This is a genomic window from Catenulispora pinisilvae (assembly GCF_015356865.1).
GTDB lineage: Bacteria > Actinomycetota > Actinomycetes > Streptomycetales > Catenulisporaceae > Catenulispora > Catenulispora pinisilvae.
In genome coordinates, this window is sequence record NZ_JAAFZA010000063.1 from 1 (window position 1) to 14363 (window position 14363).

At 69.5% G+C, this 14363-nt stretch carries 13 protein-coding genes and 1 pseudogene; 6 read left to right on the plus strand and 8 right to left on the minus strand.

The genetic code is table 11. The features are described from left to right. From IZR01_RS19050 to IZR01_RS19065, 4 genes and pseudogenes are all read right to left on the minus strand, one after another. Positions 1-175: pseudogene (locus IZR01_RS19050) on the minus strand (succinyldiaminopimelate transaminase); the annotation flags it as partial. A gap of 49 nt (positions 176-224) precedes the next feature. Beyond that, on the minus strand, positions 225-554 hold the full coding sequence (gene fdxA / locus IZR01_RS19055; RefSeq protein WP_194899904.1) for a ferredoxin: 330 nt from the start codon (positions 552-554) through the stop codon (positions 225-227). 86 nt (positions 555-640) lie between these two features. Continuing rightward, positions 641-1384, minus strand: coding sequence for a phosphatase PAP2 family protein (locus IZR01_RS19060; protein WP_194924610.1), 744 nt, complete (start codon positions 1382-1384; stop codon positions 641-643). An 801-nt stretch (positions 1385-2185) separates the two neighbouring features. Further along, a complete protein-coding gene (locus IZR01_RS19065) occupies positions 2186-2782 on the minus strand; it encodes a TetR/AcrR family transcriptional regulator (protein ID WP_194893382.1) in 597 nt (198 codons plus the stop codon). A 135-nt stretch (positions 2783-2917) separates the two neighbouring features. Here IZR01_RS19065 and IZR01_RS19070 point away from each other — a divergent pair, with 135 nt between their 5' ends. Continuing rightward, the gene (locus tag IZR01_RS19070) at positions 2918-4381 is read left to right on the plus strand and encodes an MFS transporter (protein WP_194924611.1); all 1464 of its coding nucleotides are present in this window, start codon (positions 2918-2920) and stop codon (positions 4379-4381) included. A gap of 96 nt (positions 4382-4477) precedes the next feature. Here the strand turns inward: IZR01_RS19070 and IZR01_RS19075 are convergent, their stop codons facing one another. From IZR01_RS19075 to IZR01_RS19085, 3 genes are read right to left on the minus strand one after another with little or no spacing between them, the layout of a single operon-like run. After that, complete coding sequence (locus tag IZR01_RS19075) at positions 4478-5065, minus strand: 2'-5' RNA ligase family protein (RefSeq protein WP_194893380.1); 588 nt, start codon at positions 5063-5065, stop codon at positions 4478-4480. Positions 5066-5067: 2 nt separating this feature from the next. Continuing rightward, the gene (trpS, locus tag IZR01_RS19080; RefSeq protein ID WP_194924612.1) at positions 5068-6108 is read right to left on the minus strand and encodes a tryptophan--tRNA ligase; all 1041 of its coding nucleotides are present in this window, start codon (positions 6106-6108) and stop codon (positions 5068-5070) included. Between the two features lie 4 nt (positions 6109-6112). Beyond that, positions 6113-7792, minus strand: coding sequence for a hemolysin family protein (locus IZR01_RS19085; RefSeq protein WP_323747044.1), 1680 nt, complete (start codon positions 7790-7792; stop codon positions 6113-6115). Between the two features lie 152 nt (positions 7793-7944). On the opposite strand from IZR01_RS19085, the gene ddaH reads away from it, so the two are divergent. The 3 genes from ddaH to IZR01_RS19100 all read left to right on the plus strand — a co-directional run bounded on the left by ddaH (position 7945) and on the right by IZR01_RS19100 (position 10831). Next, a complete protein-coding gene (gene ddaH, locus IZR01_RS19090) occupies positions 7945-8787 on the plus strand; it encodes a dimethylargininase (RefSeq protein ID WP_194893378.1) in 843 nt (280 codons plus the stop codon). Positions 8788-8809: 22 nt separating this feature from the next. Then, a complete protein-coding gene (gene rocD, locus IZR01_RS19095) occupies positions 8810-10048 on the plus strand; it encodes an ornithine--oxo-acid transaminase (protein WP_194893385.1) in 1239 nt (412 codons plus the stop codon). Positions 10049-10390: 342 nt separating this feature from the next. Next, positions 10391-10831 carry an Lrp/AsnC family transcriptional regulator gene (locus IZR01_RS19100; protein WP_194893377.1) on the plus strand — a complete coding sequence of 147 codons (441 nt, stop codon included), beginning with the start codon at positions 10391-10393 and terminating at the stop codon, positions 10829-10831. Positions 10832-10957: 126 nt separating this feature from the next. Here the strand turns inward: IZR01_RS19100 and IZR01_RS19105 are convergent, their stop codons facing one another. Continuing rightward, the gene (locus tag IZR01_RS19105) at positions 10958-11947 is read right to left on the minus strand and encodes a malate dehydrogenase (protein WP_194893376.1); all 990 of its coding nucleotides are present in this window, start codon (positions 11945-11947) and stop codon (positions 10958-10960) included. A gap of 225 nt (positions 11948-12172) precedes the next feature. On the opposite strand from IZR01_RS19105, the gene IZR01_RS19110 reads away from it, so the two are divergent. Next, positions 12173-12988 (plus strand): VOC family protein, encoded by an 816-nt coding sequence (locus IZR01_RS19110; protein ID WP_194893375.1) that lies wholly within the window; start codon positions 12173-12175, stop codon positions 12986-12988. Positions 12989-13072: 84 nt separating this feature from the next. Then, on the plus strand, positions 13073-14293 hold the full coding sequence (locus IZR01_RS19115) for a M20 metallopeptidase family protein (protein WP_194924613.1): 1221 nt from the start codon (positions 13073-13075) through the stop codon (positions 14291-14293). Positions 14294-14363 lie beyond the last annotated feature (70 nt).

Genomic DNA, 14363 nt, shown 5'->3' on the forward strand with positions numbered 1-14363 from the left:
GGGTGAGGGGGTAGCCGGGGGCGTTCGACCCGGCACTCAGCGCGTCTTGGATGACGGCCGGCACCGGGTCGACTGGCGTGCCGACGGAGAGGTCGACGATCCCGTCCGGGTGCTGGCCGGCTCGCGCCTTGGCGGGCGCGAGCCGGTCCCACGGGAAGTCAGGGAGCTTCCGCATCTGAAGGCTTTCCTCTGGTGGAGCGGGGTTTCGCCGTAGGGGAAAGCCTTTAGCTTTCGCCCTGAGCCTGCGGCGGCAGGGCGGAGATCAGCGGGTGGTCCTTCTCGATCAGGCCCATCTTGGAGGCACCGCCGGGGGAGCCGAGGTCGTCGAAGAACTCCACGTTGGCCTTGTAGTAGTCCTTCCACTGCTCCGGCGTGTCGTCCTCGTAGAAGATCGCCTCGACGGGGCACACCGGTTCGCAGGCGCCGCAGTCGACGCACTCGTCCGGGTGAATGTAGAGCATGCGCTCGCCCTCGTAGATGCAGTCGACAGGGCACTCCTCGATGCAGGCCTTGTCCTTCACGTCCACGCAGGGCAGGGCGATGACGTAAGTCACTTTCTCCGGTCCTCCTGTTGATGCGGTGGGCGACGCAGCGGTGCGGGCTGCAAAGCCCTATGCTCGTCCGCCCTTAGTATCACGCGTCAGCGGCCGGTTCTCCTAAGCGGGTCACGTGCGGACCACCGGTTGGACACTCGGTCCCGCCACGGCCGCAGTACCGAGGCGCACAAAAGGGTCCAGCCGGTGCCCAGGGCGGCGCCCGCGAGGACGTCGGTGGGGAAGTGGACGCCGAGGACTGGGCGCGACGCGACGATGACGATCACGTACAGCACCAGGACTGTTTGTGCGATGCGGCGCGCCGCCGGGCCGGCCAGCAGTGGGACCGCGGCCAGGATCAGGACGGCGGCCAAGGTGGAGGTGCCGGTGGCGTGGCCGGAGGGGAAGGACGCGCCGGATTCTGTGGAGATCGTGTGAGCGGCGTCCCAGTGGGGGCGCGGGCGGTTCACGCCCTTCTTGGCGACGTAGGCGATGGCGTAGGCGCCGATCACCGAAGCTGCGGCGAAGTAGGCCGAGGTGCGCATCCGGAGCAGGTAGAAAGCTAGGGCGACCAGCAGGCCGAGTCCCAGGGTCACCGTCGGTGAACCGGCGTTGGTCACCGCCTTGAAGAAGTCGGTGATCCCGGTGTCACGCAGCGCGAAGCGGTTCAGCGAATCGTCGATCGACTGATCCGTGCCCTTGGACGCCTTGGCCGCGACGACGATCGCCAGCAGTACGAATACGCCGAACGACACTGCTCCGCATGCGCGCAGGGCGGAGACGCGGGCGCGGTCGTCGAAGAAGACTGGTTCGGAGCGCCGGGTGCCGGCATGCCGGGGTTCGGTGAGCATGCCTCACAGTAACTTAGTCGCCTGGAGTTGGTCTGATGTTCACTACTCATTCAACTCGGGTGGTTTGGCGGCGACCTCGGGCGGCGCGGGAGTGCGGGCGGCTTGCGGAGTCGGGCGACACGCCGGCTCGAGGGGGGGCGGTGCGGGTGACTTGGCGGGTCGGGCGACACGCCGATTGAAAAGGGGCGGGGCAGCTCGCGTGGCACGGCGGCGGCTCGGGGAGCATGCCAGCTCAAGCCGCACGCATCACGCAGACGGCACGCACGGCACGCACAGCGCGGGTGGCGCGGACTGCAAGCACGGCGCGGGCAGCACCGGCGGTGCGGGCGCGCGGACTGCAAGCACGGGGCGGGCGGCACGGGCTGCACGCTCGGCGCAGGCGGCACGCCGACTTGACCGACACAGAAGATCAAGTGGCACGCCAGGCCCGCACCGTGACGATGACGATGACGATGACGATGACGATGACGACAGCATGCACGGCGGCGGCAGCAGCGATGCCGACGGCCAACAGCGGCGGAGCGGCACGGCGGCGGCGACCGTGTCAGCGACGGCAGTAGACACGACGGCGGCGGCAACGACAGCAGAGCGGCAGCGGCAGTGACGGTGTCAACGACGGCAGCAGACACGGCGACGACAGCGATGACAGCGGAGCGGCAGCGAAGGCAGCACCGGCACAGCGACGGCGACGACGGCGACGGCGACGACAGCAGCGGCAATGGCACTGGCACTCGCGGCGGCGGCACTGGCAGCGGCGGCGGCGGCACTGGCAGCGGCGGCAACAACAGCACCAGCAGCGACCTAACCGCCAGCACCGCCCCCAACCACCCCCGACCGCAGCCCCTTCAACACCACATCGAGCAGCAGGTACGGGTCCACTGGCGGGACGTCCGAGTCAGCCCGCTTCTCCGCGCGTCGCTCCACGGCTGTGACGATGCCTGAGCATAGGGACATGACGTCGTAGAAGTTCACGTCTGTGCGGAAGGTGCCTTGGCTTTGTCCTCGTTCCAGGAGGGCGGTGGCGGCGTCCATCATTTCTTTGCAGGTGCGGCCTAGGGCTGTGCTTTGGTCGTGGATGGCTTCTTTCACTGCTAGGGACAGGCCTCGGTAGATGGCCATGTGCTCTACGAGGAGGGTCAGCCACTGGGTGAGGGCTGTGTCTGCGTCTTCGCGGTGTTGGGCCAGGGTTAGGGCGCACTCGGTGAGTTTTAGGTAGCGCTCCGCTAGGACTGCTGCGATGAGGTCTTCTCGCCGGGGGAACCGGCGGTAGAGCGTCCCGATGCCTACGCCTGCTTGGCGTGCGATTTCTTCTAGGGATGTTTCGATCCCGTTGTTCGCGAACGCCGACTGGGCTACCTCGACGAGGCGCTCGCGGTTGCGGAGCGCGTCTGCCCTCACGGTGGATCGACTCCTTCGCCTGTTGTCGGGGCTTCCCCGGGCCCCGGTCGAATTAAGTTGCCGCGATGCGTAGCGGCACTCTACGCTAAACGGAGTTAGCCTCCGCTTTTTGCTCGCCGTCAGGTGAAGGACACCATGTCTACTGCGTCCATATCCACAACGCCTTCCACTGGGAAGGTTGTTCCGAAGCGGGAGCCCAAGCCGGGGCTCATCCTCGCCACCATCGTGACCTGCCAGCTGATGCTGGTCCTCGACGCGACCATCGTCAACATAGCCCTGCCGAAGATCCAGACGTCGCTGAAGTTCTCTGAGTCGAATCTGTCGTGGGTGCTGAACGCCTACACGCTTGCGTTCGGTGGGCTGTTGCTGCTTGGTGGGCGGGCTGGGGACATTCTGGGGCGGCGGCGGATGTTCGTCTCCGGGGTCATCTTGTTCACGGCTGCCTCGTTCATCGGTGGGCTCGCGGTCGACTCCACCATGCTGCTTGCTTCGCGGGCGTTGCAGGGTGTGGGTGCGGCTATGGCCGGGCCGAGTATGTTGGCGCTGATCATCACCACGTTCCCGGAGGGCGCTCCGCGGGTGAAGGCTATGAGCCTGTTCACCGCGGTTTCCAGTGCCGGCGGGTCGGTCGGGCTGTTGCTCGGCGGGATGCTGACCACCTGGGGTTCGTGGCGGCTGGTGATGTACATCAACGTGCCGATCGGTGCGGTGGCCGCGATCGCCGCGGCCACGTTGCTGAACGAGTCGCCGCGGGTGCAGGGCAAGTTCGACATCCCCGGTGCCATCACCTCGGTCACCGGCATGGGCAGCCTGGTCTACGGGTTCATCAACGCCTCCGAGCACGGCTGGGGCAACAGCACGACCATCTTCGTGTTCGTCGCGGCCGTGGTGCTGCTGAGCTCGTTCGTGTTCATCGAGTCCCGCAGCGACTTCCCGGTGTTCCCGCTGCGGCTGCTGAGGAACTCCACCCGGGCCCGCAGTTATGGTTCCTATGTGCTGCTGGTCGGCGCGATGTTCTCGATGTTCTTCTTCCTGCCGCAGTTCATGCAGAACGTGCTGAGCTACTCGCCGATCCGGGCCGGGCTGGCGTTCCTGCCGCTGACCGCGACGCTGTTCGCGGTGTCCCGGTTCGTTCCCAAGCTGCTGCCCCGTTTCGGACCGCGGCCGCTGATCGTGACCGGCACGGCGCTGATCGCCGTGGCGCTGTACTGGCTGTCGCACATCTCGATCCACACCGGCTTCACCACCGGCCTGCTGGTGCCGTTCCTGCTGTTCGGCCTCGGCGGCGGTATCGCGTTCAGCCCGATCGCGCTGAACATCATGAACGGCCTGGCCCCGCGCGACTCCGGCGCCGGCTCCGGCCTGATGCAGGCCTGCCAGCAGATCGGCGGCGCGCTGGGTATCGCGGTTCTGTTGACCATCTCCACGTCGTCGACGAAGGGCAGTCACAACCCGAACCCCAAGGTGAACTACACCCACGGTCTGGAGACCGGGCTGACGGTCGGCGCCTGCATCGCGCTGGCGGTTTGTTTGTTGTCGCTGACGCTGAGGCCAAAGCCGGCGGCGGCCTCTTCGGGGCCGGCACCCGTGCTTGAGTAAAAGCTCTCCCGATACAAAGCCATACGGCGGCTTCCGGCTCTGCTGGGGCCGCCCTCGCGCTTTCCCGGCCCGGCCTCCGACAGGGAGCGGGTAGGCCTAGCCGCCGTAAGGGAACAGGCGGCGGACGCGCCACACGCCGTCGTCGCCGTGGAGGTACAAGGCGAAACCGGTGACCGGGAAGCGGGCCTCGTACCCGGCCAGAACGTCCTGGGCCCGGGCGAGCATGTCGTCGGGCAGCTCGTGGGCGACCGTCACGTGCGGGTGGTAGGGGAAACGCGCCTCGCGGGCCAGGACTCCGGAGCGGACCAGGGCCTCGGTGGTGGCGCACTGCTCGGCGCCCTGGGCCACCCGCACGAAGGTCACCGGGGAGATCGGACGGAAGGTGTCCGTGCCCTGCAACAGCATGGAGAACGGCTGGCCGATAGTGGCCGCCTTGGTCAGGTGGTCCTCGATGCCCGGCAGGTCCTCGCGCTCGACCTCGGTCGGCGGGAGCAGGGTGACGTGAGTCGGGATCGCCAGTGCCATCGGGTCGTGGAACGATTCGCGCCACTTCTGCAGCTCGCTGCCGAACGGTTCCGGGATCGGCACCGCGACGCCGATGGTCACGGTGTCCACCCCGTGCGCGGCCGCGAAGGGGTTGACGCCCGCGAAGGTCGCCTCTAGGGGATCCGGTACGCCGCCCACCGTCAGTTCCCCGCCGCGGGCAGGAATCCGACTCGGTCGTAGACCTCCGACAGGGTCCGCGTCGCGATCGCCCGGGCCTTGGCCGCGCCCTCGGCCAGGACCGCGTCCAGCTTGTCCGGCTCGGCCAGCAGGTCCTGGGTCCGCTCCCGGAACGGGGTCACGAAGTCGATGAAGACCTCGGCCAGGTCCTTCTTCAGGTCGCCGTAGCCCTTGCCGTCGTAGGCGGCCTCGAGCTCGGAGATGGTCCGGCCGTCCAGCGCCGAGTAGATCGACAGCAGGTTGGAGATGCCGGCCTTATTCTCCTCGTCGTAGCGGATCTCGCGCTCGGTGTCGGTGACCGCCGAGCGGATCTTCTTGGCCGAGACCAACGGCTCGTCCAGCAGCTCGATGATGCCGGCCGGCGAGGAGGCCGACTTCGACATCTTCGCGCCCGGCTCCTGCAGGTCGGTGATCTTGCCGGTGGCCTTGATGATCAACGGGTCCGGCACCGTGAAGTAGTCGCCGTAGCGGCCGTTGAAGCGCTGGGCCAGGTCGCGGGTGAGCTCCAGGTGCTGCCGCTGGTCCTCGCCGACCGGGACCGCGTCGGCGTTGTAGAGCAGCACGTCGGCGGCCATCAGCATCGGGTAGGTGAACAGCCCCACGTTGGTGTTGGCCGCGCCCTGCTTGCCGGACTTGTCCTTGAACTGGGTCATCCGGCTGGCCTCGCCGAACCCGGTCATACAGGCCAGCACCCAGGCCAGCTGCGCGTGCTCGGGCACGTGGCTCTGCACGAACAGGGTGCTGCGCCCGGGGTCGATGCCGGCCGCCAGCAGCTGCGCGGCGGCGATCCGGGTGCGCTGGCGCAACAGCTTCGGGTCCTGCTCGACCGTGATCGCGTGCAGGTCCACCACGCAGTAGATGGTCTCGTGGGTCTCTTGCAGCGGCACCCACTGCCGGATCGCGCCGAGGTAGTTGCCGACGTGGAAGGAGTCGGCGGTCGGCTGGATCCCGGAGAAGACGCGCTTGCGACCGGAGGACTGGGGAGCGGCTGCCATGAGCCCCATTCTCTCAGATCCGCGGCTCGCTTTGATCGGGTTCTCCCTGGATCTCCTCCCCGCGGCCGGACCCGGCCAAGGGTTCGGCACCATCAGTGTCCGAATGATCACCGGAGGTGAGATCAGAGGCGAGATCAGCGGCTGATTCGGCGGCGGTGGCCGGGGCCTCGGCAGGCTCGGCAACATCGACATCGACAGAGCCATCGGCAGGGAGATCGGCGGAGACATCGGCACTGGCGCCAGAGCCGTCGTGGCCGTCAACGTTCACGGCACCGGCACCGGAGTCACCCGCGCCAGCGTCACCGGCGTCATCGCCGGCCTCATCACCAGCCCCCACCGCCGCGACCCCACCCTCCGGCAGCCGCGTGATCCGGATCCGCGCGATCCGCCGGCCGTCCAGCTCCGCCACCCGCAGCTGGTAGCGGTGCACCTCGCGTTCGACGTCCTCGTCGTCGTCCACGTCGGCGAGCCCGGGCACCGTGTCGAAGGCGACCACCACCTCGTCGCCCAGCTGCGGCAGCCGGCCAAGCTGGGCCACGATGAAGCCGGCCGCGGTCTCGTACGGGCCGTCCGGCAGCTCGATCCCGCTCTCGTCCATGAAGTCGTCGAGGTTCAGCAGGCCGTCGACCTCCATCACCCCGCCGACCAGCCGGGTGGTGCCGGCCTGGCCGACGTCGTACTCGTCCTGGATGTCGCCGATCAGCTCCTCGATCAGGTCCTCCAGGGTGACGATGCCGGCGGTGCCGCCGTACTCGTCCACGACGATCGCCAGGTGCGTGGACTCCGCCCGCATCTCCGACAGCGCCGCGAGCAGCTGCTTGGAGGTCGGCAGCATCTTCACCGGCCGGGCGATCTCCTCCAGCCGGATCGAGCGCCCGGCCAGCTCGGGGTTGAGGAAGTCGCGCACGTGCACGAACCCGATGACGTTGTCCGCCGAGCCGTCGATCACCGGGTAGCGGGAGTGCGGCTCGGAGGCGGCGATCCGCCCGGCCTGCCGGATCGGCATGCTCCCGTCCAGGAACGTGACCTCGGTCCGCGGCACCAGCACCTCGCGGAGCTGCCGGTCGCCGGCGTCGAAGATCTCGTCGATCAGCTCGCGCTCGTCGCTGTTCAGGGTCTGGTTCCCGGCCACCATCAGCCGCAGCTCCTCGGAGGACACCGCCTCCCGGCCCACGTCCGGGTCGCCGCCGAACAGCCGGACCACGCCGTTGGTGCAGACCGACAGCAGGAAGATGAAGGGCCGGACCACCGCGGCCATCCGGTTCAGGAACGGCGCGACCGCGCGCGCCGTCGGCTCCGGCCGTTGCAGCGCCAGCCGCTTGGGCGCGAGCTCGCCGATGACCAGGGTGACGAAGGTGATGGCCAGGGTGACCCCGACGACCCCGACGAACCCGGCCAGGCCCTGCCCGAGCCCGGCGCTGATCAGGCCGCGCTTGGCGCTCTCGGACAGGGTGATGGCGCCGTAGGCCGAGGACAGCAGCGCGGTCAGGGTGACGCCGATCTGCACCGTGGCCAGCCATCGGTTCTGATCGCGCACCAGTTTGGCCACCACCTGGCCGCGGCGGCCTTGTTGGGCCATGGTCTCGATCTGGCTCTCGCGCAACGAAACGAGCGCGATCTCCGAGGCGACGAACAGCGCCTCCACGAGGATCAGGGCCAGCACGACCAGGATGGACACGAGAATGGGGCTCACGTCCTGATTGTAGGGAGCCCGGGCGTCGGCCCGCTGGGACGGCGGGGGCGCAATGAAACGGCTGTGACCGCCCGAACTTCGCAACGTTCGCCCGGCGACACGCAACGATGGTCCCTTGAGCTGGGGAAACGCGGTACTTATGCTCAGGTTGCATGATCCCCGAGTCTTCCGGCGCCCCCTCGGCGGCCCAGCGCGTGGCGATCCCGCGCCGCTATCTGATGTGCCCCCCCGACCACTTCGCGGTCACCTACGCCATCAACCCCTGGATGCACCCGGACCAACCGGTCGACGCCTCGCTGGCCGCGCGCCAGTGGGAGACCCTGCGCGACGCCTACCTGCGCCTGGGCCACCAGGTGGAGGCCATCAAGCCGATCGAGGGCCTGCCGGACATGGTGTTCGCGGCCAACGGCGCCACCGTCGTGGGCGGCAAGGTGCTCGGCGCCTCGTTCCGGAACAAGGAGCGCGTGCCGGAGGGTCCGGCGTACATGGAGTGGTTCCGGAAGAACGGCTTCGCCGAGATCCACGACCCGCAGTTCATCAACGAGGGTGAGGGCGACTTCCTCTACGCCGGGGACTGGATCCTGGCCGGCCACGGCTTCCGGTCCGACCCGAACGCGCACCTGGAGGCGCAGGAGTTCTTCGGGATGCCGGTGATCGGGCTGCGCCTGGTCGACCCGCGCTTCTACCACCTGGACACGGCGCTGACGGTGCTCGACCACGAGACCATCGCCTACTACCCGGAGGCGTTCTCGCCGGGGTCGCGGGCGGTGCTGAACACGCTGTATCCGAACGCTGTCATCGCCACCGCCGAGGACGCCGCGGCGTTCGGGCTCAACGCGGTGTCCGACGGCAAGCACGTCCTGCTGCCGCAGGCCGCCACCGGCATGGCGGCGCAGCTCGCCGAGCGCGGCTACGAGCCGATCGGCATGGACCTGTCCGAACTGCTCAAGGCCGGCGGCTCGGTCAAGTGCTGCACGCTCGAACTCCGAGGCTGAAAGGGGCCCCGCCGTGACCACGATCCCTGAGACCGACCGCACCGGCCAGCACGCTCCGCCCTCGGACCGGGCCAAAGCGCTGATCGCGCAGTCCGACGCGCACACCGCGCACAACTACCACCCGCTGCCGGTGGTGATCGCCGAGGCCGACGGGGCCTGGGTGACCGACGTCGACGGCAACCGCTACCTGGACATGCTCGCCGGGTACTCGGCGCTGAACTTCGGGCACAGCAACCCGGTGCTGCTGGCCGCCGCGCGCGAGCAGCTGGGCCGGGTGACGCTGACCTCGCGGGCCTTCCACCACGACCAGTTCGGGCCGTTCGTCGCCGAGCTGGCCGAGCTGTCCGGCAAGGACGCGGCACTGCCGATGAACTCCGGGGCCGAGGCCGTGGAGACCGCGCTGAAGACCGCGCGCAAGTGGGGCTACCAGGTCAAGGGCGTGCCCGAGGACCGCGCGCAGATCATCACCTGCGAGGGGAACTTCCACGGCCGAACGCTGTCCATTGTGTCGTTCTCCACGGATCCGGACGCCCGCAACGAGTTCGGGCCGTTCACCCCGGGGTTCGTCTCAGTCCCCTACGGCGACGCCGCGGCGATCGAGGCGGCCATCACCGACGACACCGTGGCCGTGCTGCTGGAGCCGATCCAGGGCGAGGCCGGGGTGCTGGTACCGCCGGACGGGTATCTCGCGGCGGTGCGCGAAGTCTGCACCCGGCGCGGCGTCCTGATGATGGCCGACGAGATCCAGTCCGGGCTGGGCCGGACGGGGTACACGTTCGCGTGTGACCACGAGGCCGTGGTGCCGGACGTCTACATCCTGGGCAAGGCGCTCGGCGGCGGGATCCTGCCGGTATCGGCGGTGGTCGCGAACCGGGACGTGCTCGGCGTGTTCCACCCCGGCGAGCACGGCTCCACCTTCGGCGGCAACCCGCTGGCCTGCGCGGTCGGCCGCGCGGTGGTCGGCCTGCTGGCCACCGGCGAGTACCAGGCCCGGGCCCGGACGCTCGGCGCGCATCTGCACGCGGCGCTGGCCGAGCTGCCGCCGGAGATGGTGCGCGAGGTCCGCGGGCGCGGCCTGTGGGCCGGGGTGGACGTCGATCCCTCCTACGGGACCGGCCGGGAGATCTCCGAGCGGCTGATGGCGCGCGGGGTGCTGGCCAAGGACACGCACGGTTCGACGATCCGGCTCGCGCCGCCGCTCGTGGTGACCGCCGAGGACCTGGACTGGGCCGTGCTGCAACTACGGAGCGCTCTGGGTTGATACTGTCTGTCGGTCGCGACGGACCCGGCCTCGGCGGCCGGGTCCGCACGACGTGATCGGCCGCGCTCGCGGCGGGGGTACGGCCCGCTGCGGGCGCGGCTTCGTCTCTTTAGACGTGTGGCGAGGGGTTCTGGTCTCGTCGGTGGCGGGATTTCTTCACCGTGACGTGATTCCGGCGTCCGGCCGACGGCGCCCGCATAGACGGCGGGTGTCGTCTTCAATGAAGAGGTGACGTCACCCCTTCGCCGCAATCGTCCGTTCCTCGCGTTGCGCCCGGATCAGTCGGCCGGATCGGGATCGGGCGTCCGGGGTCAGGCGACCGCGGACCGCTAATCTCAGGACATGGACAGCCTCGACCGCGCCATCATCGACGCGCTGCGCCGCGATGCGCGGGCGTCCTTCGCCGACGTCGGGGCGGGGGTGGGGTTGTCGGCTTCGGCGGTGAAGCGGCGGGTCGACCGGCTGCGGGCCGACGGGGCGATCCGCGGGTTCTCCGTGATCGTCGACCAGACCGCGCTCGGCTGGACCACCGAGGCCTTCGTCGAGGTCTACTGCGGGGACCGGACGTCGCCGGACGTGATCCGGGAGTGCGTTTCGCGCCACCCGGAGGTGGTCGCCGCGTACACGATCACCGGGGACGCCGACGCACTGCTGCACCTGGTCGCCGAGAACACGCAGCACTTGGAGGAGGCGCTGGAACGGATCCGGCGGGAGCCGGAGATTCAGCGGACGCGGTCGGCCTTGGTGCTGACGCGGTTGTTAGCGCGGGATCCGTTGCTGTGACCCGCTGCTGTGACCCGTTGCCGTGACCCGCGACGGTCAGGCATCAGAAACGGCCCGGTTCCCGCGGTATGCGGGGCGCCGGGCCGTCTTGTCGAGCTATGCAGCTGAGCCGCACAGATCAGCGGCTCAGATCAGGCCGAGCTGCTTCACCGCGTCGCGCTCCTCGGACAGTTCCTTGACCGAGGCGTCGATGCGGCCGCGCGAGAACTCGTCGATCTCCAGGCCCTCGACGATGCTCCACTCGCCGTCCTTGGTGGTGACCGGGAAGGAGGAGACCAGGCCCTCGGGGACGCCGTAGGCGCCGTTGGAGACGACACCCATGGAGGTCCAGTCGCCCTCGGCGGTGCCGTTGACCCAGGTGTACATGTGGTTCAGGGCTGCGTTGGCGGCCGAGGCGGCGGAGCTGAAGCCGCGGGCCTCGATGATGGCCGCGCCGCGCTTGGCGACGGTCGGGATGAAGGTCTTCTCGATCCACTCCTGGTCGTTGACGACCTCGGCGGCGTTCTTGCCGCCGATCTTGGCGTGGAACACGTCCGGGTACTGGGTCGCGGAGTGGTTGCCCCAGATGGTCATATTGGTGATGTCGGCGACCGGGGCGCCGGTCTTCAGCGCCAGCTGGCCCAGGGCCCGGTTGTGGTCCAGGCGGGTCATCGCGGTGAACCGGGACTTCGGGACGTCCGGGGCGTGGGCGGCGGCGATCAGCGCGTTGGTGTTCGCCGGGTTGCCGACCACCAGGACCTTGATGTCGTCGGCGGCGTGCGCGTTGATGGCCTCGCCCTGCGGCTTGAAGATGCCGCCGTTGGCCTCCAGCAGGTCGCCGCGCTCCATGCCCGCGGTGCGGGGGCGGGCGCCGACCAGCAGCGCCACGTTCGCGCCGTCGAAGCCGTCCTTGGGGTTGTCGTGGATGTCGATCCCGGCCAGCAGCGGGAACGCGGAGTCGACCAGCTCCATCGCCGTGCCCTCGGCGGCCTTGACCGCCTGCGGGATCTCCAGCAGGTTCAGCTTCACCGGCACGTCCGGGCCCAGCAGGTGGCCGGAGGCGATGCGGAACAGCAGGGCGTAGCCGATCTGGCCGGCCGCGCCGGTCACGGTGACGTTGACGGGGGTGCGGGACATCGCTTGTGGCTCCTGCGTTTATGTGAAGGTTCCGTATGGATGTGTTGCCAGCCCACAGGCTACTCCTGGAGTACCTGCGAGGTTTCCGTCAGGGAGCGCCGACTCCTGTGAGAAAGCAGACATACGCGGGAAGCGTGTGATCGCCGATCCGCGTCCGGGTCGTGACTGTCGGTGCCGGGTGGAAGACTCGATCATGTGTGACGCACCTCACAGGAAGGCCTCCTCATGATCACCTCGGAGAACACCCCCGGCCTGCCCGGTTGGATCGACCTCGGCTCCCCCGACCCCGGCGCCTCGGCCGCCTTCTACGGCCGGGTCTTCGGCTGGACCGCGGAGCAGATGATGCCGGATTCCCCGGAGGGTCCCGGCTACTGGTTCCTGCGCAAGGACGGGAAGTCGGTCGCCGGGCTCGGCGGGCTGACCGATCCGGCCGACAAACCCGACTGGATGACCTATGTCCGGGTCGCCGACGCCGCCGCTTCGGTGGCCGCCGCCGAGAAGGGCGGCGCCAAGGTGCGCGTCCCGGTCACGGGGATCCCCGGCGAGGGCTCCTTCGCCCAGCTCACCGATCCCAGCGGCGCCGAGTTCGCGCTCTGGCAGTCCGGCGAGGTCACCGGCTTCCAGGCCTGCTGCGTCGAGGACACGATGCTCTGGACCGAGTTGTGGACCCGCGATCCGGCCGCGGCGAAGTCCTTCTATCCCGCGCTGTTCGGCTGGCAGGTGGAGCCGTATATGGAAGGCGCGCCGGAGGGCGGCGGCTACGACATGTGGACGACCCAGTCCGGCGACCCGATGGCCGCGTTCGGCGGGATCATGACGATCACCGACCAGGTGCCGATCCAGGACGAGAAATGGGTCCCCTACTTCATGGTGGCCGACGCCGACGCGACTGTGGCCCGGGCGACCGGCTCCGGCGGCACCGTCCTGATCCCGGCCGCCGACGCCCCGCCCGGACGGCTGGCCGCGCTGACCGACCAGTTCGGCGCGCGGTTCAACATCCTGGAGCCGGCGCCGATGGCCGGGCCGCCGGACGGGCGGTAGACGAGCGCCGAAGCGTCCGGGCATCACCGGCGGTCAGGCCGTCATCACGATCGCGGATCTGGACAGCCGGTGCACGATGGCAGCATGACCTACACCGATGACGCCAAGGAGCTGCGGGACGATCTGGTCCGGCTGCGCCGCGACCTGCATCGCATACCCGAGATCGGCCTGGATCTGCCCCGCACCCAGGAGCGGGTCCTGGCCGCGCTCGACGGGCTGCCGCTGGAGATCAGCCTGGGCACCGGGCTGAGCTCGGTGACCGCTGTGCTGCGCGGTACCGGCGCGGCGGGCGGCACCGGAGACTCCCAGGATGCCCAGGCGCAGGCGGTGCTGCTGCGCGGCGACATGGACGCGCTGCCGGTGGTGGAGAGGACCGGCCGGGACTACGCCGCCGACGGCCCGAACATGCACGCCTGCGGCCACGACCTGCACACCGCGATCCTGGTCGGCGCGGCCCGGCTGCTCAGCGCGCGCCGCGACCGGCTGGCCGGCGACGTGGTGTTCATGTTCCAGCCCGGCGAGGAGGGCGGCGACGGGGCCGGGCACATGATCCGCGAGGGCGTGCTGGACGCCGCGGGCCCGCGGGTGGTCGGCGTCTACGGCCTGCACGTGCTCTCCGACAAGCTCCCCCGCGGGTCGGTCGGCTCCCGGGCCGGGACCCTGATGGCCGGGGCCGACGAGATCCTGGTGACGGTGCGCGGCGCCGGTGCGCACGGCTCGCGGCCGCACACCGGCCGGGATCCGATCCCGGTGGCCTGCGAGATGGTGGTGGCATTGCAGTCCCTGGTGACCCGCAAGTTCGACATCTTCGACCCGGTGGTGATCACCGTCGGCGAGTTCCACGCCGGGACCGCGTCGAACATCATCCCGGACGACGCCATGTTCCACCTGACGATGCGCTCGTTCTCGCACGCGTCCCGGGCCCGGCTGCTGGAGACGATGCCGGACCTGCTCAACGGCCTTGCGGCGGCCTATGGCTGCGGGGTGGACATCACCTACAAGGAGCAGTACCCGCCGACCGTGAACCACGACGCCGAGGTCGACTTCCTCCAGGAGGTCACGAGCGAGCTCTTCGGCGAGGAGCGCTTCCTGCGGTTGGCCAACCCGAACCCCGGGGCCGAGGACTTCTCGCGGGTCTTGGAGGAGGTGCCGGGGACTTACTGCTTCCTCGGCGCCTGTCCGGTGGACGACTTCGAGAACGCGCCCTCGAACCACAGCCCGCTGGCCGATTTCGATGATTCGGTGCTCGGGGACGGGGCCGCGCTGCTGGCCTCGCTGGCCGATCGGCGGCTGGCGCGCCGCTGAGGCGCCGCTGAGCGGCCAAGAAGCCACAGCGGCCCCGGACGACAGGTCCGGGGCCGCTCGGCTGTCGCCT